Genomic DNA, 21,566 nt, shown 5'->3' on the forward strand with positions numbered 1-21,566 from the left:
ACGTTCCGTATCGCACAATCGATTGTGCGTCTTGGGAGCAACTTGGTTTCTTAGGCCCCAATTCAGGGAGCCCAGTGAACCGGATGCTTCATTCCATCGATTCTTGACTTGCACAATCGATGGTGCTTACATAGCCGAATACCCCTATAGCCTGTCAACACATAATTTCGCAGGAATTCGCGTTGAAGCTTGCCTTCATCGCGGTATGGTTCGGGCAACCGTCATGAAAGTCCCTCCGGCATGAATGCCTCTCACAAGCCACAGTCAAAAAGCACGATTTACGACATCGCCCGCGAGGTTAGGGCTTCGCCCTCGACCGTCAGTGCGGCCTTGGGCGACAACTGGAAGAAGCGACGTATCAGCGAGGACACTGTCGAACGAATCCGCGCGGTTGCTGCCCGGCAAGGCTATACCCCAAATCTTCAGGCTAGGGGGCTGCGGCATGCCCGGTCGGGGCTGGTGGCGCTGATCCTGCCGCACCACGACAATAAATACTTCTCCTCGCTCAGCGAAAGCTTCGCGCGCGAGGCCCGCAACCGCGGCCTTTGCCCGGTCATCGTCGCCACCCACCGCGACCCCGCCGAGGAAAGCGCCACGGTTCGCGACCTTCTGTCTTATGCTATTGATCAATTGTTCATCGTGGCTGCCCATGACCCAGACGCGATCAGCCAGATCTGCCATGATGCACAATTGCGCCATGTCTTCATCGACCACCCCTCGCGCCACGCACCGTCCGTCATCACCGACAACCGCGAAGGTGCGCGCGGTTTGAGCAACCTCATTCTTGCTTCAATGCCTCTGCCACCGGGAACCGGCCTCGCTGGTGTCTATTTCCTCGGTGGTGACGCGGACCAGTTCGCAACTGGCGACCGGATCGAGGGATTCCGCGAGGCGATGCGCCAATCCAGCCAGCCATGGGACGAAAACCAGATCATCCCTTCAACCTATGATCCTGGCAAAACACGCGAGTCTCTGGTGACCTTACATGCCACGCTGGGCGGTCTGCCCTCCGGCCTTCTGGTCAACTCGATCACCTGCTTCGAAGGCGTGCTCGACTTCCTCGGGGGCCTGCCCGAGGACGAGATCAATCGGTGCGTCTTCGGCTGTTATGACTACGACCCCTTAGCCGCCCTTCTGCGGTTTCCGGTTCACATGGTCCGCCAACGCCACCGCGCCCTGATCCAGACCGCCTATGAGTTGCTGGATACACCTGAACCCGCCAAACTGACGGTCATCGCACCGGAATTCTACCCAGCGCGCCTGCGAAGCTCATCCCTAGGAACCTGAAAGGCACAAACTCCACTTGTGTTCGACAAAATGAATCTCTGTCGAACGACTGGTTTCGCGCATCCAGCCCGCCAAACAAGTTGGACGCGAACGACAGCTTTCCGCCCGTAGCCTTCAAACATCGAAGTCAAAGGATCGTGTTCCTATTCTGCAGGTGAAAACCGGGCTACTCACGTTCCAAACTTAACTGGCGCACGGCAGCCAGACCTCCGCCACCCCGCGCACCCCACCTCGTCGCTCAAACTGCACGACCAAATCCACCGACCCTTCACAATACCGCTTTACCTCCTCGAACCCCATCCCGAGCCCCGCAGCCATAACCATGATCGCCAACCGATCGATGGCCTTGCGCGCGGTATCAGCATGGATCGTCGTGAACGACCCGCCATGCCCGGTGTTGATCGCTTCCAGAAACGTCCGGCTCTCCTCCCCACGCAACTCGCCTAAGATGATGCGGTCCGGCCGCATCCGCAGCGAGGCTTCAAGCAGCCGCGCCGGTGTCCGCTCCCCTTGAGAATTCCTGTCTGCCTTCAGAGCCACGACATTCGCCTGCGCCGGAAAGAGTTCATAAGCATCCTCGATGGTCACCACGCGCTCCGCCGGATCAACCATCGCCAGAAGTGTCCGCGCAAAGGTGGTTTTGCCCGTCGAGGTTCCACCAGAAATCAACACATTCAGCCGCTTGCGTACGCAAAGCCGCATCGCGGCCTCCACGTCGCCCGCCTCGGCCCGCTTCAGGACTTCCTTCCCAAGCTCGCGCTTCCGATGATCGAGATCGATCAGGGACCCGTGCAGAAGCGTGGGTCTGATCGGCGTGTCCGCCGCAACCTTGAATGGTCGCAGCGTGATCGCCATGCCGCCTTCGACAATCGGCGGTGCGACAACCTGTGCCCGAATTGCCATGGCACCCCAGGTGATTTTCCCCGAGACCGTCGGCTTCTTCTCGGAGAAATGCACGCCCACGGATGAAGCGATGGCCTGGCCAAGGTTCACCGACAGAGCCCGGTCAATCAGCAGATGCGGGACAAGCTCCATGTGGCTGCCACCCTTGCACTCGATCCAAACCTTGCCATCAGGATTGATGGCGATCTCGATCAAATCCTCGCGCTGCAGGATCGGCGCGAGGGGGGAGAGATAGGTGCTAAGAAACGAAGGTTGGCCGTCCATCACCAGAACTCCAGATCGCGGTCCACCATAACGGTGATGGCGGCCCCGGGGTCCACGGTGATGACCGGCGGCAGGTTGGTATAGGTCTCGACGGCTGAGCCCATGGCGGAACTCAGATCCTGGCCGATATTCTCGGCGGTGTCGGAGGAAATTTTGGAGGTGTATTTTGCGGCAGCGACGGCGGGAGCGGCGCCCAGAAGCGAAATCAGCGCCGCTGATCCGAAGCGTGCCGCAAAGCGGCTTTTGACCTTGCCGGTGATGCCGGAGCGACCTTGGGCATCACCGCCGAAGGCTTCCATCTGCACGGATTGACCATCCGGCGTCACGAGCCGGGTCCATGCCACGAGGATGCGGCCCTGACCGATGGCAACTTCCGAAGAATACTCGCCAAAGAGTCGCGAGCCTGCGGGCACCAGGATCTGTGCCTGATCGAAGGACCAAACGGGCCGCGTGACAATGGCAGTGATCTGTCCGGGTAGGCTGGAATCCACCGCATTCTCAAGTGTCGCTTCGATCATCGTGCCCTGCAGCACGGTATTCGACGGATTGGCGATGACTTGGGCATTCTCGACCTCGGTCGCCACGCGGCCCGATTGCACGAAATCCCGGCCGACAGCATCGAGTGATTTGGAGGTTGCCTCGGCGAGCATCCCCATGCCCGCCGCCGCTGCCCCGGATTTGTCACCCCCATCATAGACGACCGAGGGCGAGGCAATGCGGGCGGCGAGTTGCTCTTCTCTCTCGGCGCGCTTCGCGGCCAGTTCGGCTTCTCGTTTGGCATTCGCCGCGGTCACTCCCGCTGCGTCGGCTTTCAAGGCGGCGATCTCGCGGTCAACCTGACCGCGCATGTCTTCGATCAGCGCGAGATTCCGGGCCTGGGCCTTTTCCAGCGCCAGGGCCAGTTCCTTGGCCGTGGCGTCTTTTTCGGAATCCGCGCGTGTTGCGAGATCGCCCAGTTCCGTCTGCAGGCGTTTGACCTCCCCCTGAAGCGCCGCGTTGCGCGTCTCCAGGCTCTCACGCTGGGCGGCAAGTGCGCCTTCGATATTGGCAAAGCCGTCGCCACCGTCCACCTTGGGCGCAGATTCAATGGCCCCGAAGGGTGAGCCAGCTTCCCGATCCTGGAACTCTTCGACAGCCGAGGTCTCGACATTGGGGATGGTGCGAGTGCCAGGCCAGAGCGTCCAAATCGCCCAAATCGCGGCAATGCTCGCGCCCGCCACCAGCGCAGCCAAGCCGAGCTTTTGCGCCCTTGTCATTTTCGGCTTCGGGCGCTCGACCTTGTATTCACTCTCGGGATTGGCCGGGGTTTCGGGGTTTGGAAGATCGGTCATGTCAGAACTCCCAGCTCTGAAGTTTGGCGAGAAGCGCGGGGTCGGTCGAGATTCCTCCCTCCGCACGTTCGATACAGAGCACTTGCGTGCCGATCCGGATCGAATATGCGTCGCGCAGACCCGGCACCCGCACGATGCTGCCGCGGGTGCCGGAGTTCAGGGTGACCTCACGCCCCTTGGCATCCACGCCGAAGATCGATGGCCTGAGACCCGGAGCGAAAGCGAAGTAGGTCGCCTGACCGTCGTTCCAGATATGGACGGGTTTCAGCTTCTCGTCCCCTGACCACGCATAACCGATATCCCGCGAACCGACCGCGACGGCGGTCTTGGCCGCCCGACCTCCGCCCGTCTCGGGGTAGCGCAGCACCAATCGGAATGTGGAATTGCGGGATCGCCCCTCGCTGATCGCCAGCGTGATGGTGCGCCGTCCGGTGTAGATCGTCATATTGGTCTCGGCGCCTGCGATCACCGGCTTGATCGACACGGTGGTGCGGTTTGACAGAACTTCGACCTCGAAAGCCTCGCTGTCGCCCAACAGCACGGAGTCGATCCGTTCCCCTGCCCCAAGTTCAATGGCGGTGTTCACGCGCAACCGGGTGTCGAGGCGGATGACATCAACCGGGTTGTAAAGCACCGAGCGCACGCGGGCGTCAGCGCCCATCGAAGCGGGGGCCACTTCGGCGAAGGACGGCAGGGCAAAGGCAAGACCGCTTGCCAGGAGTCCGGGAAGGAAAATGGAGGTGCGGGTCATGGGTTGGACTCCAAGGTTTCGGCATCGACACGGTAGGAGGAGACGGTAAAGCCGAGCGGGTTTTCCCAGACATGGGCGAGGGAGCGTTCGGTCTTGGGTACGAAGGCAAATTCAACCGTCGCCACGAAGGGCTGTGTTACGGATTCTTGCTTGGTCTTGCGTAGGGTTTTGAGGAAGCGGATCTGGGCCACGTTCGGGGCAAGGAAAGTGATCCGGCGCACCGTCACGGAAACTTCCGCCCCCGGACCATAAACATCGGGCGGATAGGCCGTATTGCCGCCGCCTTTGGACCAAAGGAGCCGCAGGCTTTCTTCTGCCCCGGCCGTCGAGCGGCGCTGCACGCTTTCGAGCCGCGCCTGAATGCCGGCGAGGAAATACCCCTCGCGATCTGAGACATAGGCCACGAGCAGACTTTGCTTTACCGCTTCCTGATCCTCGATACCGGTCGGTGCCACCTGCAGCACCTTCTCGGCGTCACCGGTCTGGCGGTCCACCAGCACGGTGAAGACCTGCGTTTCTCTCAGCGGCAGGACCAGCACGAGAGCGGTGGCGAGAACGAGGCTGAGCGCCCCTGCCCCCGCAGCGACCACCCAGGCGCGCCGGGCCGAGAGGCGCGGCTCGAGAATGAGATCGACATCAAATCCATGCGCCTCCATTGGCGGTCCTCCGTTACGCGGCATTCTTGGCGCTCAACTCTTGTCGGGGCTACGGCTGGCGAGGCGCATCGCGGTTTGCACCGCCGATCGCCCGATCTGGCCTGCGGTATTGCTGTTAAGGCGCGCGTCCGAAGGCCGTCGCCCCCCGGCATCCAACCCCGCAGCGCCACGACCAGCCCCGATCCCGGCGGCAATGCCGGACCGGCTATAACCTTTGACGCTGCCCGCCGTGCGGAAGGTCGAGTTTGCAACCCCACCAAGCCCGGTTGCGGTCTGCGCCAGCGATTGGGCGATGGTCGGAACCATGGCCATGAGCCCAGTGCCGAGCATCATCACCACGACGAAACTCAGGACATCGCCGATGGTCTCGACATTGGCGAGAGAGGCGGGGGTGAGATCGCGGGCAATCGCGATGGTGAAGGCCGCCATGCCCGAGGTCAGCATCGGATAGAAAGCAAAGCCCAAGGCCAGGTTCACCCAGCGGTCAAAGAGCGGGGCCGTCACCTTGAAGAGCGTGCAGGCGATTGCGACGGGCGCAAAGATGACCAGCACGCCGATCATGATCTTGGCGGCGGAAATCACGATGATGGAAACGGTTGCCATCAGCGCCGCGACGAGGAACATCAGAAGGCCGGCCAGGGCTCCGGTGATGTAACTGCCATTCTGGCTGATCGCCTGCCCGACATCGAGGGCCTGCAGATAGAGGGAATCGAGCCCGTCGTAGAGGTTGCCTGCACCGCCCCCGAAGGCGTTCATCACCACGGCACCGATTTCGCTCGGGGCATTGGTCAGCACGCCATAGACGGCGTTGAAATTGGTCCATGAGGACAGAAACGCCGAGGCGACGGCAATGCGGACCATCAGACCCAGCCCGTTCCTCAGCGTCATCGGCACTGCCTGCGCCATCAGATTGATGCCCACCAGCGCCACCACCAATACCGCCCCGATGCGGAAGACCGGCACGATCTCGGCCGCAACCGCATCGAATGCGGTGGCACCAACCGCTGTCGCTGCGGCATCCACTTGGGTCAGGATATCGGCGATAATGGCCATGGATCACTCGGCCCGACAGGATTTCTCAAAGGCGCGGTAGCGGCCCTCGACGTCGCGTTGCTCTGCAGCGAGATAGGTCTCCAGCGCCGCGCGATCGGCGTCAGTCAGATCGGCTGCGGGTTTGCCCAAGATCTCTGCGGTGAAGGCTTCGAACGGATAATCCGCAAAGAGGCACCCACAGGTCTCAAGGCCAAGCTGCCGCTTCTTGGCTGAAGTGATGTAGGCCTGCCGCGCTGCCCCTTTGAACCGCCAGTTGGTGATCCCGTCAGGCAATTCGATCGCTTCTTCGCAGACTGCCCTTTCGGCCCTTGCAAAGATCCCCGTCCCACGTCGCTGCATCTCGCTCAGCAGCTCCAGCGCAAGATCGGCATCCTGCGCCTCCACCGCTTCCCGGGTCTTTGCCAAAAGATCAAGATCGCTGACGGTCGAAAGATCCTCCGCCACAGCCAGCCCCGTGAAGGAAAGGGAGACGGCGGCAGTGCCCGCCAGAAGAGCGCCGCGCCACATCAATTCGCCCCCGAATAGTCAAAGAAGCTCTTTTCCTTGGCCTGTTCCGCCGCCCAGTTCACACCGGATTGCCCGGCGGCAAGGCCGGTTGCCGCATTGAGCCGCCACATCTGACCCAGCATATAATTGGTCTCAGCCGCCATGCGGGTGTTGAGATCAATACTTTCCTTCAGCGTGTCCTGATGGGCAATCTCGCCCACCAGGCCGTCAATCCGCTCAAGGCTTTGTGCCGCCTCTTCATAGGACAGTTGTGCCACGCCCATCGCCGTCGCGCTCACCGCCGCCGTTTCGGCTATCCGCTTGCCTTGAGGGTTTTCCGAAGACGAAAGCCCCGCCAGCGTCTCTGACGTGAGCCCCGCACTGGCGAGCGTGTTTTCCATATATTCGGCGGCCATCTTGCCGCCGATGGTGACCTGACCATCGAGCAGGCTATCCATCAGGCTGTCAAAATCGCCGATGGCAATGGCATCGGTGAAACCCGACAGATCGGTGATCTTCGCCGCCCGCCCGCGCAGATCCTGCGCCGAGTTGTAAAGGCTGGCGATTTCGTTGAGACCAGAGATCGACCCCAGGATGCCCTCGAGGTTGGTGATCTGCGCAAGGCCGTTCTCGACCTGCTTTTTCAGCTCTTCGATCTGCGCGATCTGGTTTTCGGCATCGCGCAGCGCGGCCTGCAACTGTTCGATGTTTTTGGCGAGATTGGTGCCATCGATGACCGGCACGCCTTGCGAAAAGGCCGCTGAGCCAGACAGAAAAATGCAGAACACAGTGGCTGTCGCCACGCTTTTACTGACCATTGGAATACTCCCAGAATGTCGCATATTGCAGGGCCTGTGCGGCGTCCGAGAGGCCATGCGCCGCCTCGACTTTCACGGCCCCGGCCCTGAGCCTGAGCGTCAGGGCCATCAGCCGCGCGCGCTCGGCAATCATGTAAGTGTTCTGATCGACCGCCTCTTTCGGAGTCTGAGGTTTGGCCTCTTCCAAAAACCCCTTGATCCGCGCCATCGCAGCCTCAATCTGCCCGGATTGCTGGCCCGAATAGCCGATGAAGGCCGAGGACATATTGCCCCATTCCGCACTGGCCCCTTCAACCCCCGCAAGCGTGCCCGTCGCATCGGCACCAGTGATCTCCGAGAGATAGGCATCGTAGAAGCCCGAAATCCGGCGGACGTAGTTCTGGGTTTCCTCGAAGGGCGGGACGCCGCCATATTTCTGGACGTTGCCGGGCCCTGCGTTATAGGCCGCGAGCGCGAAATCGATCCGGCTGAAGCTGTTCAATTGCGTTGCGAGATACCGCGCGCCGCCATCGAGATTCTGCAGCGGGTCGCTGGGATCGACACCGAGATCAGTGGCGGTGCCCGGCATCAACTGGCAGAAGCCGAGCGCGCCCATCGGGCTGATCGCGGCATTGTTGAAAGCGCTTTCCTGTTTGACCAAAGACTGGAACAGGATGCGCCAGGTCGTGGGCGTCAGGCCGACCTTCACCACGCCGGGATGGGTCTCATAGCGATGCGCCGTGGCGATGATCATCGCTTCGACTGTCTCGCCCGCACCGAAGAGCCGCTGGCTTTCGGCGCTGGTCTCGAGGACGGGATAGACTTCGTCTGCGGGCGCAACCGCTGCGCTGCCGTCCTCGAAACCGCTCAGATTGGTCGTACCGGTGGTATCCGCAAGGAAACGCGCGTAGGCGGCGAGCTGTTCGTCCTCGATCTCGCTCAAGCGCGTCTGTTGCCCGAGCTTCTCTTCCTGCATCACGGCATCCTGCGCCTGTTCGACCAAGCGTGAGATCAGGTTCGAGAGCCGCGTGCCGTCGATGATCGGCACGCCTTGGGCGAGGCTGATCAGCGGCAGCATCGTTGCGCAGGCAATTCCGACAAGGAGGGCTGAAGGACGCATGAACGTATCAGTCCGCACAATCTGAGGGCGGGGCAGTCATCGTGCTGACCACGATCTGGCTGCCATCGGCCAGAGTGCGCGTCGCAAAATATTTGCCCTCGGCGCGAAACTGGCCATGGCAGGGCGAGACAGCACCGGTTTCCGCGCCTGCGCAGCCAGAAAGGGCGGTCAGGCCGAGAAGGAGAAGAAGCGGGCGAGCCAACAGCCATGGTTTCAATCTGTGCGGGTTCATCGCATGTCCTTCCAGAAGTCAGGGATGGTGCGCCAACCGTAAGGCGCGCGGTCTTCGCCGGTCCGCCCGCCGCCCAGCACGGCGAGTTGCGGCCCCAGCGCGGCGAGGTCCATGTTGACGAAGACCGAATCGCCAGCAGAGCGCAGCAGTGCAAGGCGCAACCCGCCTGTTGGCGTGCAGAGGAATTCGGCTTCCTTCTCGTTCAGGCGCAGGATCCGGTAATCCTCGGGGTTGGCCCTCGGGTTCGGATAGAGCAGTTGTGTCACCACGCTTTCCGCGATGATCTGGCCGACCTTGACCCGCGTCAGATGCGTCGGTGTCTGCGTCAGCATCATCACGGCGGCATTCTTTTTCCGCATGGTCACGAGCCAGTCGTGCAGGCGCTTCTCAAAGATCGGATCGTCGAGCATTTTCCAGGCCTCATCGATCACGACGAGGGTCGGACGGCGATCCTCGATCACCCGTTCGATACGGCGGAAGAGATAGGCCAGCAGTGCAGAGCGTTCCGTGCCAAGATCGAGGATTTCCGATAAGTCGATGCCGACCACATCTTCGCCCAAGCTGATCTCGGACGCAGCTCCCGGCCCGAAAAGCCAGCCATAGCGGCCGCCTTGTCCCCATTCCCGGACGCGGGAGACCAGATCGCCCTCGTCATCGGTCGAGGCGACAAGCGTGCCAAGACCGTCGAAGGTGCGAAGGCGCGGATCGGCCGCCACGATTTGGCGCACAGCAGCATTGAGGCTGACCGTCTGTGCGGTCTCAAACCCGCGTGTGCCAGCCAGAATGTCGCTGAGCCAATCGGTCAGCCAAGCCGCACCCCGTTCATCGACCTCGGTCTGGAACGGATTCAGGCCGGTGGCCTCGCCGATGCGGATTGCGGAATAGCTGCCGCCCAGGGCGCGCACGGCCATTTCAAGGCCACGGTCCTTGTCGATGACGAGGATACGGGCATTCACCCGCCGCGCCTGTGCCATCAGAAATGCGGTGCCGAGTGTTTTGCCCGAGCCGGTGCGACCCAGAACGAGGGTGTGACCGGCACTTGGTTCCGCGCTGCGCGCGCCCTTGTCATGGAAATTGAAGCGGTAAAGGCTCGAGGTCACCGTTGGCAGGCCGGTGATCGTCTCGCCCCAAGGTGATTGAGATCTCGGGCGACCTTCGGCAACCCGGTGCAGGGCCGCGAGATGCGCGAAGTTCTGTGCCGAGATCAGCGCCGTGCGAGGCCGGTAGGCCCAGTTACCCGGCGCTTGGGCAAACCAGGCCGCCCGGGCGGCAAAGCTCTCACGCACCAGCGTCGCCCCGCAATCTTGCCCGGCCCGCCAGACCTCGGAGGCAGCTTCCTCGAGCTTCTCTGGCGTCTCGGCGGTGACCATGACGGTCAAATGATGCTTGCCGAACACCTGACGACCAGAAGCGACATTGTCCGCCGCCTCATATAGCTCCTGCCGCAGGGTTTCTGCGGCATCCTCGGAGGCCCGCATCTGCCGCGCGGTGCGCTTGATGCGCTCCTCGATCTCATTATTGCGCGCGGGCGTGAAGCTGTTGGTGATGGTGATGTCGTACGGCAGCTCCAGCGCATCGAGCATCCGCGCCCAGGTGCGCGCCGGATAGGATTTGACCCCGAAGATCGTACCAAATCGCGCGCCAGCCCCAGTCTCGAGTTCCACCCGCTTTCCCGCAAAGGTCGCCTGCAGCCCTGAAACAGATTCCGCAAGGAACTGACCTTTCATCGGCTGGATCTTCACCACCGGCTGACCAACCAGCCCGCCCAGAAGCCCCAACCATTCGCCCGAAGAAATCGTAAGGCGCCGGAATCCTAGGCCCTGACAGGCACCGGCCAGAAGACCCATAGCCTCGTTGAGACGTTCTGCCCGTGCACCCATGTCACCCGTGAAGGCCGCTTTGAACAGGCTGCCAATCAACGGCATGCGTTTCATCGCCATGGGGCGCAGGATCAAGGAGATGACCAGCACCCGGCGTTTGAGGCGCCGCGCGCGCAAATGGTCCTGCCAACGCGCATCAATGGCGGCGGCAAAGCCATCCCCGCCAACATCCGCGTCGAAGGGTTTCAGCGCCGGGGCGTCGGGCAGGGTCAGTTTCGAGATATGATAGCCAAAGCCCGCACCCAATTGCCCGATCAGCCGCGCCAGCGAGGCTGTGGCAAGCGACAACTCGCCTTCGTCGCTCGTGAAACTGTCCTGCCCGTCAACCACGGCTGAAGCGATCAGATCGCCCTGCCGGGTCAGGATCAACTCATCGGTCGGTGCCGAAAGCCAGGGCAGATGCCGCACGAGCGTCTCGGCCCGAAGGTCTTCAAGTCGCATTGCGGATGTCAGAGTGGGTGTGGCCGGGAAGAGGAATTTCAGATCAGCTGACATGGCGGTCCCCGCCGAATGCCGATCTCATCCTTGTGCGCGGCGTTCTGGAAAACACCACCACTGCCGTTTCGAACAGGTGCGGATTGCGGTCCGCCACGAACCACAACACCGGATAGCCCAGGATCCCGATCATGAGAAACCGCCAGTCATTCGCCCCGACGAAAGGGATCACCGAGCCCAACATCAGGCTCACGAAATACCCGATCGGCAGGCCGAAAATCTTCGGTGGTCGGGTGAGGCCAAGGAACAAAGGCGCATCATGCATGTGGGAACCTCCAGATCAGGCAGGGGGCTGGGGGATCCAAGAATCCCCAGCCTTGCCGCCCTTGCCTCAGGTTGCTGCGAAGCCGTCGATGATCGTCGCGGCCGAGAAGACCAGCACGACACCGAAGAAGATCGCAAGAAACAACGGCCAGTTCAGACGGCCAGTGAACATCATGTAGCCCGCCGCGACCACGGCAAGGATCGCGATCAGCCGCCCGATCGGGCCGGTCAGGCCATCAACCACGATCTGCAACATGTTCTTGAGGGGATCGAGATTCTGCGCGAGTGCGGGGTCTGCGAGAACGGCAAAAAGCGGCAACGCCAGTAGCAGTGTGCGCAGCGAACGCAGCGGCAAGCATACGCCCATTAGAAATCGAACCATCGGTTGTTACTCCATTGCAAGGGTGGTTGTGGTCAGTCGCAGGACCTTGGCCACATGGGCCAAGGTCTCGGCATAGGGGGGAATACCGCCATATTCCCGGACCGCCTCGGGTCCGGCGTTATAGGCGGCAAGTGCTAGATCTGGCGCGCCAAAATCTTCGAGCTGGGCCAGGAGATACCTTGCGGACCCGCGCAGGTTTTCTTCGGGATCATAGGGATCAACGCCGAGATGCGCCGCCGTGTCGGGCATCAGCTGGCCAAGGCCGATCGCGCCCACAGGGGAGCGGGCGTCCGGATTGAACCCCGACTCCACCGCGATATTGGCGCGGAAGAGCGCGAGCCATTTCGTCCCGGAAAGCCCGGCCTGTTTTAACCCGGGATGGCGCAGATAGTCTTTCCCGACATCCAGCACCAATTCCTCGATGGCAGCACTTCCGATCGGGCTGGGTCCAGACCGATTACCGCGATAGGAGGCGCGCAAGATCTTCGCATCAGAGTTTTGTGACGGATCGCCCCCCGTCTCAGGGTCCCCGCGCGACGACCGCGCGGGGATGGTTTTGCCGAAGTCGAGAACCCCGGATTGAACCCGCAGATCGCTTTTCCCTGCCCCGAGATCGATGACCTCGGCGGCGCTGTGCGACGCGGCAAGACCGCAAAGGGTCAGGCCACCGCAAAGGGCCAGGCTAGCTCTGAGGATCTGCCTCCGTTCCATGGGTCCAGGTCACCTTTTCGCCCTTTTTCAAAGGTACGGCCACCGTGGTTTGACCCAACTCGACCCCGAAGGAGATCAGACCAGCGATGGTCTTGAACTCCCGAGGCTCGAGGCCGCGTGCAATCACAAGAAGGGCGGTCTGATCACCAAGGCGCAGATAGATGCGCCAGTGGCCAGTCCAAGTGTTTCCGACCTTCTTTGCGTCTTCGCAGCTGTGGGCTTCGACGATGCCGCCTTCGCTCAGGGCCTCCTTCAATCCGGCCTGTAGAATCACCGGGGTCAAGTTCCTCATGGTTCAGCACGCTCCGCAGCAACCTCGCTCGGCGCCAACATAGTGCATGTCGTGCGTTTGAGAAACCTGTCACCGCACAACATGAGGGCACAACTAGCGATAGAATCTTGTTGCGTCAATAGTGGTGTTACGTAATTCATACACCATGTATAAAAAAGGACTCACCATGCCTGATCCTATGCTGAAGTTACCCGTGGCGGGACTGCTCTGCGGCGCTCTGCTCAGTCCGGGAGCCGCGGCCAGGGCCGAGACGGCGCTCGATTGCCTGCCGCCCCTACCGCCCGCCCCGGTCAATGACGCGGCGACCCGCGCGACCTACGCGGCGGAAATCCGGGAAGGCTATATCGCCTATTTTGATGCAGCGCAGACCTACCTGCATTGTCTGGAATCCGCCCGTGCCGAAGTGACCGACGAGGTCCGCCGCGCCATCGCTGACTTTCAAGCGCTCGGTCCCGCCCCGGATGACTGATCTCGTGCCCGCCATTCCGCTCCGAACGCCCCCTCCCCAATGCAAGGAAACCTTCTGATGACGCTTCGCCTCCTCGCCGCCGGTCTCGCCTCTTCGGCTCTGGTCTCACTCACCGCTCCCGCTCAGGCCTATCCCGTCGATTGTGCGATCCTGCTCTGTCTTGCGGGTGGCTGGCCCGCCTCGGCCGAATGCACCCAGGCTCGCAACGTTTTCATCGCCCGCATCACGCCCTGGCCCGTCGAGCCGCCGCTGCAGATATGGAACTGCCCGATGCATGCCGGTCTGCACCACGAGATGCCAGTCGCGCGCCTTTTCGACATCGCCTTCCGCCCGGAATTGAGGCCTGAGACGGCTCTCCCGCAGGCTTCGTTCCCGGTGCCGACGCTCATTGCGGATCAGGCGGACATCGACATCTCAGACCCGGCCTATGATTTCGTGCGCTCAATCCGGGTCTATCAGACCGAGTACCGTCGGCGTCGTAACCGCGAGGGTGATTGCAAAGTCTGGTCATCTGTCCGCCTGGGCACCTATGGCGTGCAAGCCGATTATGCCTGGCATCGCAGCAGCACAGACAGGCTACCTGCGGCCTCCAGCTTCAGCCCAACACCCGGCTGCACCGATTACGCGTTCCGCAGCGTCTTCGTGGACTGGCAGGACTTTCAGGGCAGCTATGGATTTGAAGAGGTTAGGTACTGAGCTCGCATCCGCTTCACAGACATTACTCTCAATGAACCCGGAAGAACCGCAACCCCAAAACGAGAAACGACGCCAGACCATAGATCCGACGCCGCACTGATTTCCTCGTCGCACAGGAAATCTAGCGCGCGCATCAGATCCGTTCAACCGGCAACATGCTTGTCCGGAGCAATTTTTTGTTGCCCAATGGTCCGGCGTCCTGAAAAAGGACGACTGCTCATGGAACTGACCACTGGCGCCATCTTGCGCCGCATCACCGGGACACCACTGTCGGTCTCGGCCCACAAGCTCGCCACCATCATCCTGGACGGCATCGCCTGGAAAGACGGCTACAATGGCCTCGAACGCGGAACCGCCGCCTTCACGCTTGGCCATCTGGCTCAGAAGACGGGCGTATCGCGCCAGCACCTCAGCCTTCTGCTTGCAGAACTGGCCGCCTCTGCGCTTGGCCTTTTGCGCTGGAAGCCCAACGGCAAGTTCGCGCCGTGGCTCTTTCGCTTCGGCCCTGTGGATAGCCCCGCGCCGGAGCCAGATGGCATGTCAGCCACAGATGACACATCACTATTTAGGGATTCTAAGAACAAAATGATATTCGCAGGCAAGATCGAAATCGGGGGTGCTTCAGATGTCCACCACACGCCCTGGGCCGAGGTGATCAAGGCAGCGAAGGGCGCCCTGCCCTGCTGGAATGTCGACACCCAAGCGATCTGGCAGGCCTTCCGTGCCTTCAACCGGGCAAAGGGCAAGGATCACGTGCCCGCCGGATATCTCTTGGGCTTCATGCGGAAATGGCGGAGCGCGGCTCCTCCCGCCGCACGGCCCGAACCGGTGCGTACCCTTGGGGCCAAGGAGCAGGAAGCTGCTGCTCTGACTCGGCTGGCACCCGTGCAAAACTGGCGATTCCACGAGCGGGATCTGCAGCGGCGCATCGGCCGGAGAGCCTATGACGATAGGGTCAGCGCGATGCAGATAAGGTTGGGGTTGAACCGTTTTGCAGCGGCCTTGTCGGTGCATGGCGAAGCTGTCAAAAACGGGGAGATCAGTCGATGAGGCCCAATTTTCCCGAAAATATGGCAGCGATCTCTGACAGGGCGCGGAAATCGTTGCCGAGCCGGGATGGTTTCCGGTTGAACGGACCAGCAGCCGGGGTCATCGAGCCCGATCTGACACGTGGAGCGCGCATCCGATGCCGGTTCTCGGCCCCAAGCGTCCAACGACCGGGGCAGTCGAGCCATGTTGCTGGCGTCTATCGTCAGAATGAAGCGGTACGTACGCGATCAAGGCAGCGACAAGCGGGCGATTTTGGCCCAGCCGAAGATTGCCTTCTTGCAACCATGCATCCCGCCTTCCACACCGCCGCCCCTGAAGGAAAAGCCTTCGTACGAGCCGCGCTGCCCCGACTTACACCTTCCCGTTGTGGGGGCGAATTTTTTCAGCGTATCGTGACCTTGCGCCCCTGATCTCCCATCGGGGCGCTTACTCGGTTACTTTACCCGCCCGCCCCCTAACAGGGGCGGGTTTTTTCACAACTCAGTCGCCAGATCGCACATCAGCACGAAATTACGGCAGGCCAAGGTCACCTCGACCTTCACGATGACGCCGTAGTCAATGTCGATCAGGGGATTGGAGAAGGCTCACATGTGGCAATGTCCGATCTCCCTTGCGCTTTCCCCCGAAGATCAGAAACGCGCGAGATTATTATGTCTCCATGTCACCTTCGCCCAACGCCGCCAACCGTGCTAGAATATCTGTCCTGACATGCAGGAAATCTACAACGATCATGCGGGCAGGCGCGGCCACGAAGACGACGTAATGCTGGCCCGAGCGGGCATAGCGGAGATCTTCGGGCAGCGCAGAATCAACCAGACGCCGACAGTCTCGGGATGGCGCAGCGCCATCGGCGAGTTCCTGGCACTTCTCGATCAAGTCCTCGGCATAGGCGTCAGCTTGCCTTTTGCCAAAGGTCTCAACCGTCCAGATTGCAATATCCTTGAGCGCCGCTTCCGCCTGTCGCGTCAGAACCCAAGGTTTTGGCATCAGGATGCGGATCTTTGCGCTGATGCAAAAGCGCGCCGGACGGCATCCTCGCCCGATCCGCGCGCAAAGGCACCGTCCCGGGATTCAAGCACGCCGCGTGTGAGCCGAGCCCTCAGCTCGCGGAACTCCACCTCCTCACGTTCGAGCAAACGCAGACCCGCCCGCAATGCCTCAGAGGCGTTTTGATAGCGCCCTGAAGCGACCAGATCATCGATCATCTTGGATTGGGGTTCTGTAAGAACGACGTTGCGTGTGGCCATCTGGTGATCTCCATTGCACTGGCAATATATGCCAATGCAATGGAGCCGTCGATAGGCAAATTATTGCGCCGCCTTGCCCATGGCGGTGAACATCGGCCATGGGGATGTCGGATTCAGTTGGCAGGTGATGACAACGCTGGGTGCTTGCCCAAGCGGGCGCTCACTTTAGCCATTCTCCGGCTGGACTCTGCCGCACTGTTGTCGACAGACAGCCCCCGCCCAATTCGAAAATGGAACGCCGCATCAGCTACCCTGAATTTCCCTCCTGCCGAAGCGCAATCAGCGCCGCGAACTCCGCAAGTTCGGCCGCTGGCAACCCGGCTGCAGCAATCTCCAGAAGCCGCCGATCCTCCTTCGTCATCCCCTTCTTCGGCCATGCGGCGCGGAACCGCCCGGCAGCATCAGAAAACCTCGCAATCGCGCGCATGGACAGATTGAGGGTGCTGTCGGGCACGCCGTCGATCATGGAAACCACCTCAACCCCATCATGCCAGTATGCTCAACCCCCTGCCCTGCTGCCTCGCGGCGCCCGCCACTTCACCGGGTTCAGGTCAGCCATCGTGATGGCAAAGCGAGAGACGAGGTCGAACAAGGGCGGCGACTGGGCCAAGACGCTGGTCTATCCGGGCTGACGGCACTCCGTTAATCCTGCCAACCTTTTGACAAAAAGACGGCGCGGCCGATGCCCCTGTCCCCGCCCCAAAGGCGGCCGCTTCGATGATCACTTGGCAGCGGCCCGTCGAAACACAGCCCTGTGCGGGCGTTCGACCCCAGCTTCATGCCGCAGCACGGATTGCGCCAGGCAGGTGACTCTCAAATGCAGAAACAAAGCGGGGTGTCAAATTTCCGCGATGCAGCATCTCTGTTCCCGGTTCTGTTGCTGGCCGAAGGCCGGGCGTCTGATGACACTTCTATTTGCCAGATATGCTGCTGAAGCCCGAAGCAAGACATCTGCAATGAAAGATAAAAGAAGAAGTCCTGCGTCGGACTGCTCAACATCTTTTCGAGGCTCGTCGTATCGATTGCACCTTTCGCGATGAATGTCGGTGGTGGTGTCGGCGCAGTCGGCTCGTAGCGGAAATCGTCCAGAACCTACACCGGCCTTCGAAAAATCCCTGATGCCGCCGAACGTAGGACTGGAAATCAAGGCGGCACCCCCGTAACAAGGTCTCACAAGCTACCGGCAAGCCCCCGCGTATCACGTCAAATCCTTGTCGCGCGCACGGTTTACGGGGGGCACGGGACAACATAGGAGGATACCCACATGATGATCAGAACTGCGCTTGGAATGACGGCAAGCCTTGTGGCATCGCTGTCGGCCACGGTCGTTTTCGCCCAGTCGTTTGCCGACATCGAGGCTGCGGCCAAGGCTGAAGGCATGCTGACCACCGTCGCCTTGCCGCATGATTGGTGCGGCTATGGCGGCGTTATCGATGGCTTCAAGGCCAAATACCCCGAGATCAAGGTGAACGAACTGAACCCCGATGCGGGTTCGGCCGACGAGGTCGAGGCGATCAAGGCCAACAAAGACAACAAGGGCCCGCAGGCACCCGATGTGATCGACGTCGGTCTGGCCTATGGCCCCTCGGCCAAGGCCGATGGCCTGACACAGGCACATAAGGTGGCTGCCTGGGCCGAGATTCCCGACGGCATCAAGGATGTCGATGGCCATTGGTACGCGGACTACTACGGCGTGATGTCCTTCCTTGTGAATAAGGATCTGGTCGAGAACGTGCCGCAGGACTGGGCCGATCTGCTCAAGCCGGAATATGCCGGTCAGGTCTCGCTGGCGGGCGATCCGCGCGCTTCGAACCAAGCGATCCTGGCGGTTCTGGCTGCGGGCATGTCGACGGGCGCCGCCCCTGGCGAAGCTGCAGGCAAGGCTGGTCTTGAGTTCTTCAAGGCGCTGAACGATGCGGGCAACTTCGTTCCGGTCATCGGCAAGGCGGGCACGCTCGCGCAGGGCACCACGCCCATCGTCATCATGTGGGACTACAATGCGCTTGCGGCGCGTGACACGCTGGCCGGCAACCCGCCGGTTGAGGTTGTCGTTCCGAAGTCCGGCGTTCTGGCCGGTGTCTATGTGCAAGCGATCTCGGCCTATGCGCCGCAGCCGAATGCCGCCAAGCTGTGGATGGAATACCTTTACAGCGACGAAGGCCAACTCGGCTGGCTGAAGGGCTATTGCCACCCGGCACGCTTTAACGCGATGGCCGCTGCCAGCAAGATCCCGCAAGACCTGCTGGACGCGCTGCCCCCGGCTGCCGCCTATGAAGCCGCCTATTTCCCGACGCTGGAAGAGGTGGACGCCAACAAGGCCGCCGTCACCGGTGGCTGGGACGCGACCGTCGGCGCCAACGTCGAGTGATCTGACCGAAACCCAGCGCCCTGTCCCGGTCCGCCCGGGGCCGGGCACGCCTCACCAGGGCCGCCAGACGCCCCGGGATGCCCGACAGACGAGGGACACCGATGACCGATACCCCCCCGCGCCACCGGCCGAAGATGCGCTTGCCCATCGAATGGCTGGGCATTCTGCCTTTCGTCCTGTTCGCGCTGCTGTTTCTGATCCTGCCGACGATGAAGATCGTGATCGGCGCCTTCCAGACGCCCGAGGGCAGCTTCACGCTGCAGAATCTGATCGACCTGAACACCGACTCTATCCGCCGCGCCTATTGGACATCAATCAAGCTGTCTATGATCACGGCGCTTCTGGGCTGTGCGATGGGCTTTGCGATGGCGGCGGCCGTGGTGTTCGGCGGGCTGCCGAAACGCATCCGCAGCCCGCTTCTGACCTTCTCCGGCGTGGCGTCAAACTTTGCCGGGGTGCCCTTGGCCTTTGCCTTCATCGCCACGCTTGGCCCGGCCGGGCTGGTGACGCTGTGGCTGAAGACCGAGTTCGGCATCAACCTGCGCGCCATGGGATTCAACCTGCTGTCGTTCTGGGGGCTGGTGGTAACCTACCTGTTCTTCCAGATTCCGCTGATGATCCTGATCATCATCCCCGCGCTTGACGGCTTGAAGCGCGAATGGCGCGAAGCGGCGGCGGTCCTGGGGGCCACGGGCGCGCAATATTGGCGTATGGTGGCGCTGCCGATCCTGTTCCCCTCGCTTCTGGGCACCTTTGCGCTGCTCTTTGCCAATTCCTTCGGGGCGGTGGCCACGGCGTTTGCTCTGACCGGGCCGCAACTGAACATTGTGCCGATCAAGCTGTTCGCGCAGATCCGGGGCGACGTTCTCGGCAACCCGAACCTGGGCTATGCGCTGGCCTTTGGGATGATCGTGATCACCGGGCTGGCCAATGTCACCTATATCGTACTGCGAACCCGCTCGGAGAGGTGGCTGAAATGACCCGCATCGTCGCTTGGGCGGCGGTCCTGCTGGGCTGCCTCTACTTCCTGCTGCCGCTGGCCGGCATGACGGAGTTCAGCCTGAAGATGCGGCGCGGGGTCTATTCGTTCGACGCCTATGTGAAGGTGTTCGAAGACCCGACCTTCTGGGCCACCTTCGGCTACTCGTTGACATTGGCCGCCGCGACCATCGTGTTTGGTGTGCTTCTTGTCGTGCCCACGGCCTATTGGGTGCGGCTGAAATTGCCACAAGCCCGCCCGGTGGTGGAGTTCATCACCCTGCTGCCGCTGGTCATTCCGGCGATTGTCATCGTCTTCGGCTATATCCGGCTTTACAACACCTCCTCCTTCCTGCCGTTGACCGGCTCGGCCTTTGGCACAGACATCCTGTTAACCATGGGCTATGCCACCTTGGCGCTACCCTACATGTATCGCGCCGTAGACACAGGCTTGCGGACGATTGACGTCGCCACCCTGACCGAGGCCGCGCAATCGCTGGGCGCGGGCTGGTTCACCATTCTGGCGCGGATCATCCTGCCCAATGTGCTGGTCGCCGTGCTGTCTGGCGCCTTCCTGACGCTGGCCATCGTGATTGGCGAGTTCACCATGGCCGCCCTTCTGAACCGCCCGGCCTTCGGCCCCTTCATGCAGCTTCTGGGTGCCAATCGCGCCTATGAGCCCCCTGCCCTTGCCGTGATCGCCTTTACGATCACCTGGGTCTGCATGGGTCTTATCCAGCTTGTCACCCGCTTCTCGAAACATGAAAGGGCGAAAGCCTAATGGCCTTTCTAGACCTGACCAACCTTGAAAAGACCTTCGGTGCAAACCGCGTGGTCAAGGATTTCAACCTGGGCATCGACAAAGGCGAGTTCGTCTCGCTGCTTGGTCCGTCGGGCTGCGGAAAGACGACTGTCCTTCGGATGGTGGCCGGCTTCGAGACGCCAACTTCGGGCAGCATACGGATCGACGGGCAGGATGTCACCGACCAACGCACAAACCAGCGCGCCATCGGCATGATGTTTCAGGCCTATGCCCTGTTTCCCAACATGACGGTCGCGGACAATGTGGCGTTCGGGCTGAAGGTGAAGGGCATCTCCCGCGCCGAACGCGAAGCCCGTGTGGCGGAAATGCTGCGGCTGATTGGGCTGCCCGATCTTGCCACGCGGTTCCCTTTTCAGCTCTCGGGTGGCCAACAACAGCGCGTGGCGCTTGCGCGCGCCTTGGCACCACGACCGCGGGTGCTTTTGCTAGATGAACCTCTGTCGGCACTTGACGCCAAGGTGCGCGTCTCCTTACGCAACGAGATCCGCGTGATCCAGCGCGAGTTGGGGATCACCACGATCTTCGTGACGCATGATCAGGAAGAGGCAATGTCGATTTCCGACCGTATCGTGGTGATGAACGGCGGTATCGCCGAGCAGGCGGGTGCGCCGTTCGAGATCTACAACAACCCGCGCACCCGGTTCGTCGCGGGTTTTGTTGGCACGCTCAACATGTTCACGGCGACGGTGGAGTCACAGCAGGATGGGCTGCTGACGGTCGCGGGGCAAAGGGTACTCCTGCCAAAGGGTCCGATCACGGCGCGCGATGGCGACACCGTTACGCTGGCGCTTCGGCCCGAAGCGATCCGGCTCGGCCGTGCCGAGGGCCGAGAGGTCGTGATGCCCGCAACCATCGACGAGGTTCATTTCCTCGGCTCAGTGATCCGCGTCAGAGCACGCGTTGCCGGTACGGTGGTCGCGCTCGATACCTTCAACCGTCCAGATCAACCGCCTCCGCCTGTCGGCAGCGCCGCAGAGATCAGCTTTGCCGCAAGCGATGTGATCCTGCTTCCAGAATAGTAGCCACTTTGC

The 21,566-nt window shown here is 61.6% G+C and carries 25 protein-coding genes; 8 read left to right on the top strand and 17 right to left on the bottom strand.

Annotated elements, in window-relative coordinates:
• Positions 1-240 precede the first annotated feature (240 nt).
• Positions 241-1,287, top strand: coding sequence for a LacI family DNA-binding transcriptional regulator (locus Q7V03_RS22560; RefSeq protein ID WP_304927831.1), 1,047 nt, complete (start codon positions 241-243; stop codon positions 1,285-1,287).
• 183 nt (positions 1,288-1,470) lie between these two features.
• Here Q7V03_RS22560 and Q7V03_RS22565 read toward each other — a convergent pair whose 3' ends face one another.
• The 14 genes from Q7V03_RS22565 to Q7V03_RS22630 form a co-directional block, all read right to left on the bottom strand.
• Positions 1,471-2,454 (bottom strand): ATPase, T2SS/T4P/T4SS family, encoded by a 984-nt coding sequence (locus tag Q7V03_RS22565; protein ID WP_304927832.1) that lies wholly within the window; start codon positions 2,452-2,454, stop codon positions 1,471-1,473.
• Positions 2,454-3,785 carry a TrbI/VirB10 family protein gene (locus Q7V03_RS22570; protein WP_304927833.1) on the bottom strand — a complete coding sequence of 444 codons (1,332 nt, stop codon included), beginning with the start codon at positions 3,783-3,785 and terminating at the stop codon, positions 2,454-2,456. The genes Q7V03_RS22565 and Q7V03_RS22570 overlap by 1 nt, the downstream gene beginning before the upstream one ends.
• 1 nt (position 3,786) lies before the next feature.
• Positions 3,787-4,536 carry a TrbG/VirB9 family P-type conjugative transfer protein gene (locus Q7V03_RS22575; protein ID WP_304927834.1) on the bottom strand — a complete coding sequence of 250 codons (750 nt, stop codon included), beginning with the start codon at positions 4,534-4,536 and terminating at the stop codon, positions 3,787-3,789.
• On the bottom strand, positions 4,533-5,192 hold the full coding sequence (locus Q7V03_RS22580) for a virB8 family protein (protein ID WP_304927835.1): 660 nt from the start codon (positions 5,190-5,192) through the stop codon (positions 4,533-4,535). Before Q7V03_RS22580 ends, Q7V03_RS22575 begins: the two co-directional genes overlap by 4 nt.
• Positions 5,193-5,225: 33 nt before the next feature.
• A complete protein-coding gene (locus Q7V03_RS22585; protein WP_304927836.1) occupies positions 5,226-6,245 on the bottom strand; it encodes a type IV secretion system protein in 1,020 nt (339 codons plus the stop codon).
• 3 nt (positions 6,246-6,248) lie between these two features.
• On the bottom strand, positions 6,249-6,752 hold the full coding sequence (locus tag Q7V03_RS22590) for a hypothetical protein (protein ID WP_304927837.1): 504 nt from the start codon (positions 6,750-6,752) through the stop codon (positions 6,249-6,251).
• Positions 6,752-7,549, bottom strand: a complete 798-nt coding sequence (locus Q7V03_RS22595) for a type IV secretion system protein (protein ID WP_304927838.1) — start codon at positions 7,547-7,549, stop codon at positions 6,752-6,754. The genes Q7V03_RS22590 and Q7V03_RS22595 overlap by 1 nt, the downstream gene beginning before the upstream one ends.
• Positions 7,539-8,606: a lytic transglycosylase domain-containing protein gene (locus Q7V03_RS22600; protein ID WP_304927839.1), complete on the bottom strand. Its 1,068-nt coding sequence runs from the start codon at positions 8,604-8,606 to the stop codon at positions 7,539-7,541. Before Q7V03_RS22600 ends, Q7V03_RS22595 begins: the two co-directional genes overlap by 11 nt.
• Positions 8,607-8,655: 49 nt before the next feature.
• Positions 8,656-8,880 carry a hypothetical protein gene (locus Q7V03_RS22605; RefSeq protein ID WP_304927840.1) on the bottom strand — a complete coding sequence of 75 codons (225 nt, stop codon included), beginning with the start codon at positions 8,878-8,880 and terminating at the stop codon, positions 8,656-8,658.
• Positions 8,877-11,255 (bottom strand): VirB4 family type IV secretion system protein, encoded by a 2,379-nt coding sequence (locus Q7V03_RS22610; protein ID WP_304927841.1) that lies wholly within the window; start codon positions 11,253-11,255, stop codon positions 8,877-8,879. Before Q7V03_RS22610 ends, Q7V03_RS22605 begins: the two co-directional genes overlap by 4 nt.
• Entirely contained in the window at positions 11,245-11,520 is a 276-nt protein-coding gene (locus Q7V03_RS22615; RefSeq protein ID WP_304927842.1) for a type IV secretion system protein VirB3, read from the bottom strand. Before Q7V03_RS22615 ends, Q7V03_RS22610 begins: the two co-directional genes overlap by 11 nt.
• 66 nt (positions 11,521-11,586) lie before the next feature.
• Positions 11,587-11,874, bottom strand: coding sequence for a TrbC/VirB2 family protein (locus Q7V03_RS22620; RefSeq protein WP_304927843.1), 288 nt, complete (start codon positions 11,872-11,874; stop codon positions 11,587-11,589).
• A gap of 33 nt (positions 11,875-11,907) precedes the next feature.
• Positions 11,908-12,519: a lytic transglycosylase domain-containing protein gene (locus tag Q7V03_RS22625; protein ID WP_370651190.1), complete on the bottom strand. Its 612-nt coding sequence runs from the start codon at positions 12,517-12,519 to the stop codon at positions 11,908-11,910.
• Between the two features lie 64 nt (positions 12,520-12,583).
• Positions 12,584-12,904: a hypothetical protein gene (locus Q7V03_RS22630; protein WP_304927844.1), complete on the bottom strand. Its 321-nt coding sequence runs from the start codon at positions 12,902-12,904 to the stop codon at positions 12,584-12,586.
• A gap of 166 nt (positions 12,905-13,070) precedes the next feature.
• Between Q7V03_RS22630 and Q7V03_RS22635 the strand changes: the two genes are divergently transcribed.
• From Q7V03_RS22635 to Q7V03_RS22645, 3 genes are all read left to right on the top strand, one after another.
• Positions 13,071-13,373: a hypothetical protein gene (locus Q7V03_RS22635; RefSeq protein WP_304927845.1), complete on the top strand. Its 303-nt coding sequence runs from the start codon at positions 13,071-13,073 to the stop codon at positions 13,371-13,373.
• Positions 13,374-13,430: 57 nt separating this feature from the next.
• Positions 13,431-14,069 carry a hypothetical protein gene (locus tag Q7V03_RS22640; RefSeq protein ID WP_304927846.1) on the top strand — a complete coding sequence of 213 codons (639 nt, stop codon included), beginning with the start codon at positions 13,431-13,433 and terminating at the stop codon, positions 14,067-14,069.
• A 219-nt stretch (positions 14,070-14,288) separates the two neighbouring features.
• Entirely contained in the window at positions 14,289-15,119 is an 831-nt protein-coding gene (locus tag Q7V03_RS22645) for a hypothetical protein (RefSeq protein ID WP_304927847.1), read from the top strand.
• A 648-nt stretch (positions 15,120-15,767) separates the two neighbouring features.
• On the opposite strand, the gene Q7V03_RS22650 is transcribed toward Q7V03_RS22645, so the two are convergent.
• The 3 genes from Q7V03_RS22650 to Q7V03_RS22660 form a co-directional block, all read right to left on the bottom strand.
• A complete protein-coding gene (locus Q7V03_RS22650) occupies positions 15,768-16,106 on the bottom strand; it encodes a type II toxin-antitoxin system RelE/ParE family toxin (RefSeq protein WP_304927848.1) in 339 nt (112 codons plus the stop codon).
• Positions 16,106-16,366 (bottom strand): type II toxin-antitoxin system ParD family antitoxin, encoded by a 261-nt coding sequence (locus Q7V03_RS22655; RefSeq protein WP_304927849.1) that lies wholly within the window; start codon positions 16,364-16,366, stop codon positions 16,106-16,108. The genes Q7V03_RS22650 and Q7V03_RS22655 overlap by 1 nt, the downstream gene beginning before the upstream one ends.
• A 247-nt stretch (positions 16,367-16,613) precedes the next feature.
• Complete coding sequence (locus Q7V03_RS22660; RefSeq protein ID WP_304927850.1) at positions 16,614-16,832, bottom strand: hypothetical protein; 219 nt, start codon at positions 16,830-16,832, stop codon at positions 16,614-16,616.
• A 798-nt stretch (positions 16,833-17,630) separates the two neighbouring features.
• Between Q7V03_RS22660 and Q7V03_RS22665 the strand changes: the two genes are divergently transcribed.
• The 4 genes from Q7V03_RS22665 to Q7V03_RS22680 all read left to right on the top strand — a co-directional run bounded on the left by Q7V03_RS22665 (position 17,631) and on the right by Q7V03_RS22680 (position 21,554).
• Positions 17,631-18,734, top strand: coding sequence for an ABC transporter substrate-binding protein (locus Q7V03_RS22665; protein WP_304927851.1), 1,104 nt, complete (start codon positions 17,631-17,633; stop codon positions 18,732-18,734).
• Between the two features lie 101 nt (positions 18,735-18,835).
• Positions 18,836-19,714 carry an ABC transporter permease subunit gene (locus Q7V03_RS22670; RefSeq protein ID WP_304927852.1) on the top strand — a complete coding sequence of 293 codons (879 nt, stop codon included), beginning with the start codon at positions 18,836-18,838 and terminating at the stop codon, positions 19,712-19,714.
• Complete coding sequence (locus Q7V03_RS22675) at positions 19,711-20,493, top strand: ABC transporter permease (protein WP_304927853.1); 783 nt, start codon at positions 19,711-19,713, stop codon at positions 20,491-20,493. The genes Q7V03_RS22670 and Q7V03_RS22675 overlap by 4 nt, the downstream gene beginning before the upstream one ends.
• Entirely contained in the window at positions 20,493-21,554 is a 1,062-nt protein-coding gene (locus Q7V03_RS22680; RefSeq protein ID WP_304927854.1) for an ABC transporter ATP-binding protein, read from the top strand. The genes Q7V03_RS22675 and Q7V03_RS22680 overlap by 1 nt, the downstream gene beginning before the upstream one ends.
• The last annotated feature ends 12 nt before the right edge of the window (positions 21,555-21,566 follow it).

Origin of the sequence: Cypionkella sp. (genome assembly GCF_030652235.1) — a bacterium.
Lineage (GTDB): Bacteria > Pseudomonadota > Alphaproteobacteria > Rhodobacterales > Rhodobacteraceae > Cypionkella.

Coding starts and splice junctions, on each gene's coding strand:
- Q7V03_RS22645 (WP_304927847.1), top strand. CDS start 14,289: ATGGAACTGACCACTGGCGCCATCTTGCGCCGCATCACCGGGACACCA.
- Q7V03_RS22610 (WP_304927841.1), bottom strand. CDS start 11,255: ATGTCAGCTGATCTGAAATTCCTCTTCCCGGCCACACCCACTCTGACA.
- Q7V03_RS22575 (WP_304927834.1), bottom strand. CDS start 4,536: ATGACCCGCACCTCCATTTTCCTTCCCGGACTCCTGGCAAGCGGTCTT.
- Q7V03_RS22655 (WP_304927849.1), bottom strand. CDS start 16,366: ATGGCCACACGCAACGTCGTTCTTACAGAACCCCAATCCAAGATGATC.
- Q7V03_RS22580 (WP_304927835.1), bottom strand. CDS start 5,192: ATGGAGGCGCATGGATTTGATGTCGATCTCATTCTCGAGCCGCGCCTC.
- Q7V03_RS22630 (WP_304927844.1), bottom strand. CDS start 12,904: ATGAGGAACTTGACCCCGGTGATTCTACAGGCCGGATTGAAGGAGGCC.
- Q7V03_RS22650 (WP_304927848.1), bottom strand. CDS start 16,106: ATGCCAAAACCTTGGGTTCTGACGCGACAGGCGGAAGCGGCGCTCAAG.
- Q7V03_RS22675 (WP_304927853.1), top strand. CDS start 19,711: ATGACCCGCATCGTCGCTTGGGCGGCGGTCCTGCTGGGCTGCCTCTAC.
- Q7V03_RS22665 (WP_304927851.1), top strand. CDS start 17,631: ATGATGATCAGAACTGCGCTTGGAATGACGGCAAGCCTTGTGGCATCG.
- Q7V03_RS22660 (WP_304927850.1), bottom strand. CDS start 16,832: ATGATCGACGGCGTGCCCGACAGCACCCTCAATCTGTCCATGCGCGCG.
- Q7V03_RS22590 (WP_304927837.1), bottom strand. CDS start 6,752: ATGTGGCGCGGCGCTCTTCTGGCGGGCACTGCCGCCGTCTCCCTTTCC.
- Q7V03_RS22670 (WP_304927852.1), top strand. CDS start 18,836: ATGACCGATACCCCCCCGCGCCACCGGCCGAAGATGCGCTTGCCCATC.
- Q7V03_RS22560 (WP_304927831.1), top strand. CDS start 241: ATGAATGCCTCTCACAAGCCACAGTCAAAAAGCACGATTTACGACATC.
- Q7V03_RS22585 (WP_304927836.1), bottom strand. CDS start 6,245: ATGGCCATTATCGCCGATATCCTGACCCAAGTGGATGCCGCAGCGACA.
- Q7V03_RS22565 (WP_304927832.1), bottom strand. CDS start 2,454: ATGGACGGCCAACCTTCGTTTCTTAGCACCTATCTCTCCCCCCTCGCG.
- Q7V03_RS22615 (WP_304927842.1), bottom strand. CDS start 11,520: ATGCATGATGCGCCTTTGTTCCTTGGCCTCACCCGACCACCGAAGATT.
- Q7V03_RS22680 (WP_304927854.1), top strand. CDS start 20,493: ATGGCCTTTCTAGACCTGACCAACCTTGAAAAGACCTTCGGTGCAAAC.
- Q7V03_RS22600 (WP_304927839.1), bottom strand. CDS start 8,606: ATGCTGCCGCTGATCAGCCTCGCCCAAGGCGTGCCGATCATCGACGGC.
- Q7V03_RS22635 (WP_304927845.1), top strand. CDS start 13,071: ATGCCTGATCCTATGCTGAAGTTACCCGTGGCGGGACTGCTCTGCGGC.
- Q7V03_RS22570 (WP_304927833.1), bottom strand. CDS start 3,785: ATGACCGATCTTCCAAACCCCGAAACCCCGGCCAATCCCGAGAGTGAA.
- Q7V03_RS22640 (WP_304927846.1), top strand. CDS start 13,431: ATGACGCTTCGCCTCCTCGCCGCCGGTCTCGCCTCTTCGGCTCTGGTC.
- Q7V03_RS22595 (WP_304927838.1), bottom strand. CDS start 7,549: ATGGTCAGTAAAAGCGTGGCGACAGCCACTGTGTTCTGCATTTTTCTG.
- Q7V03_RS22605 (WP_304927840.1), bottom strand. CDS start 8,880: ATGAACCCGCACAGATTGAAACCATGGCTGTTGGCTCGCCCGCTTCTT.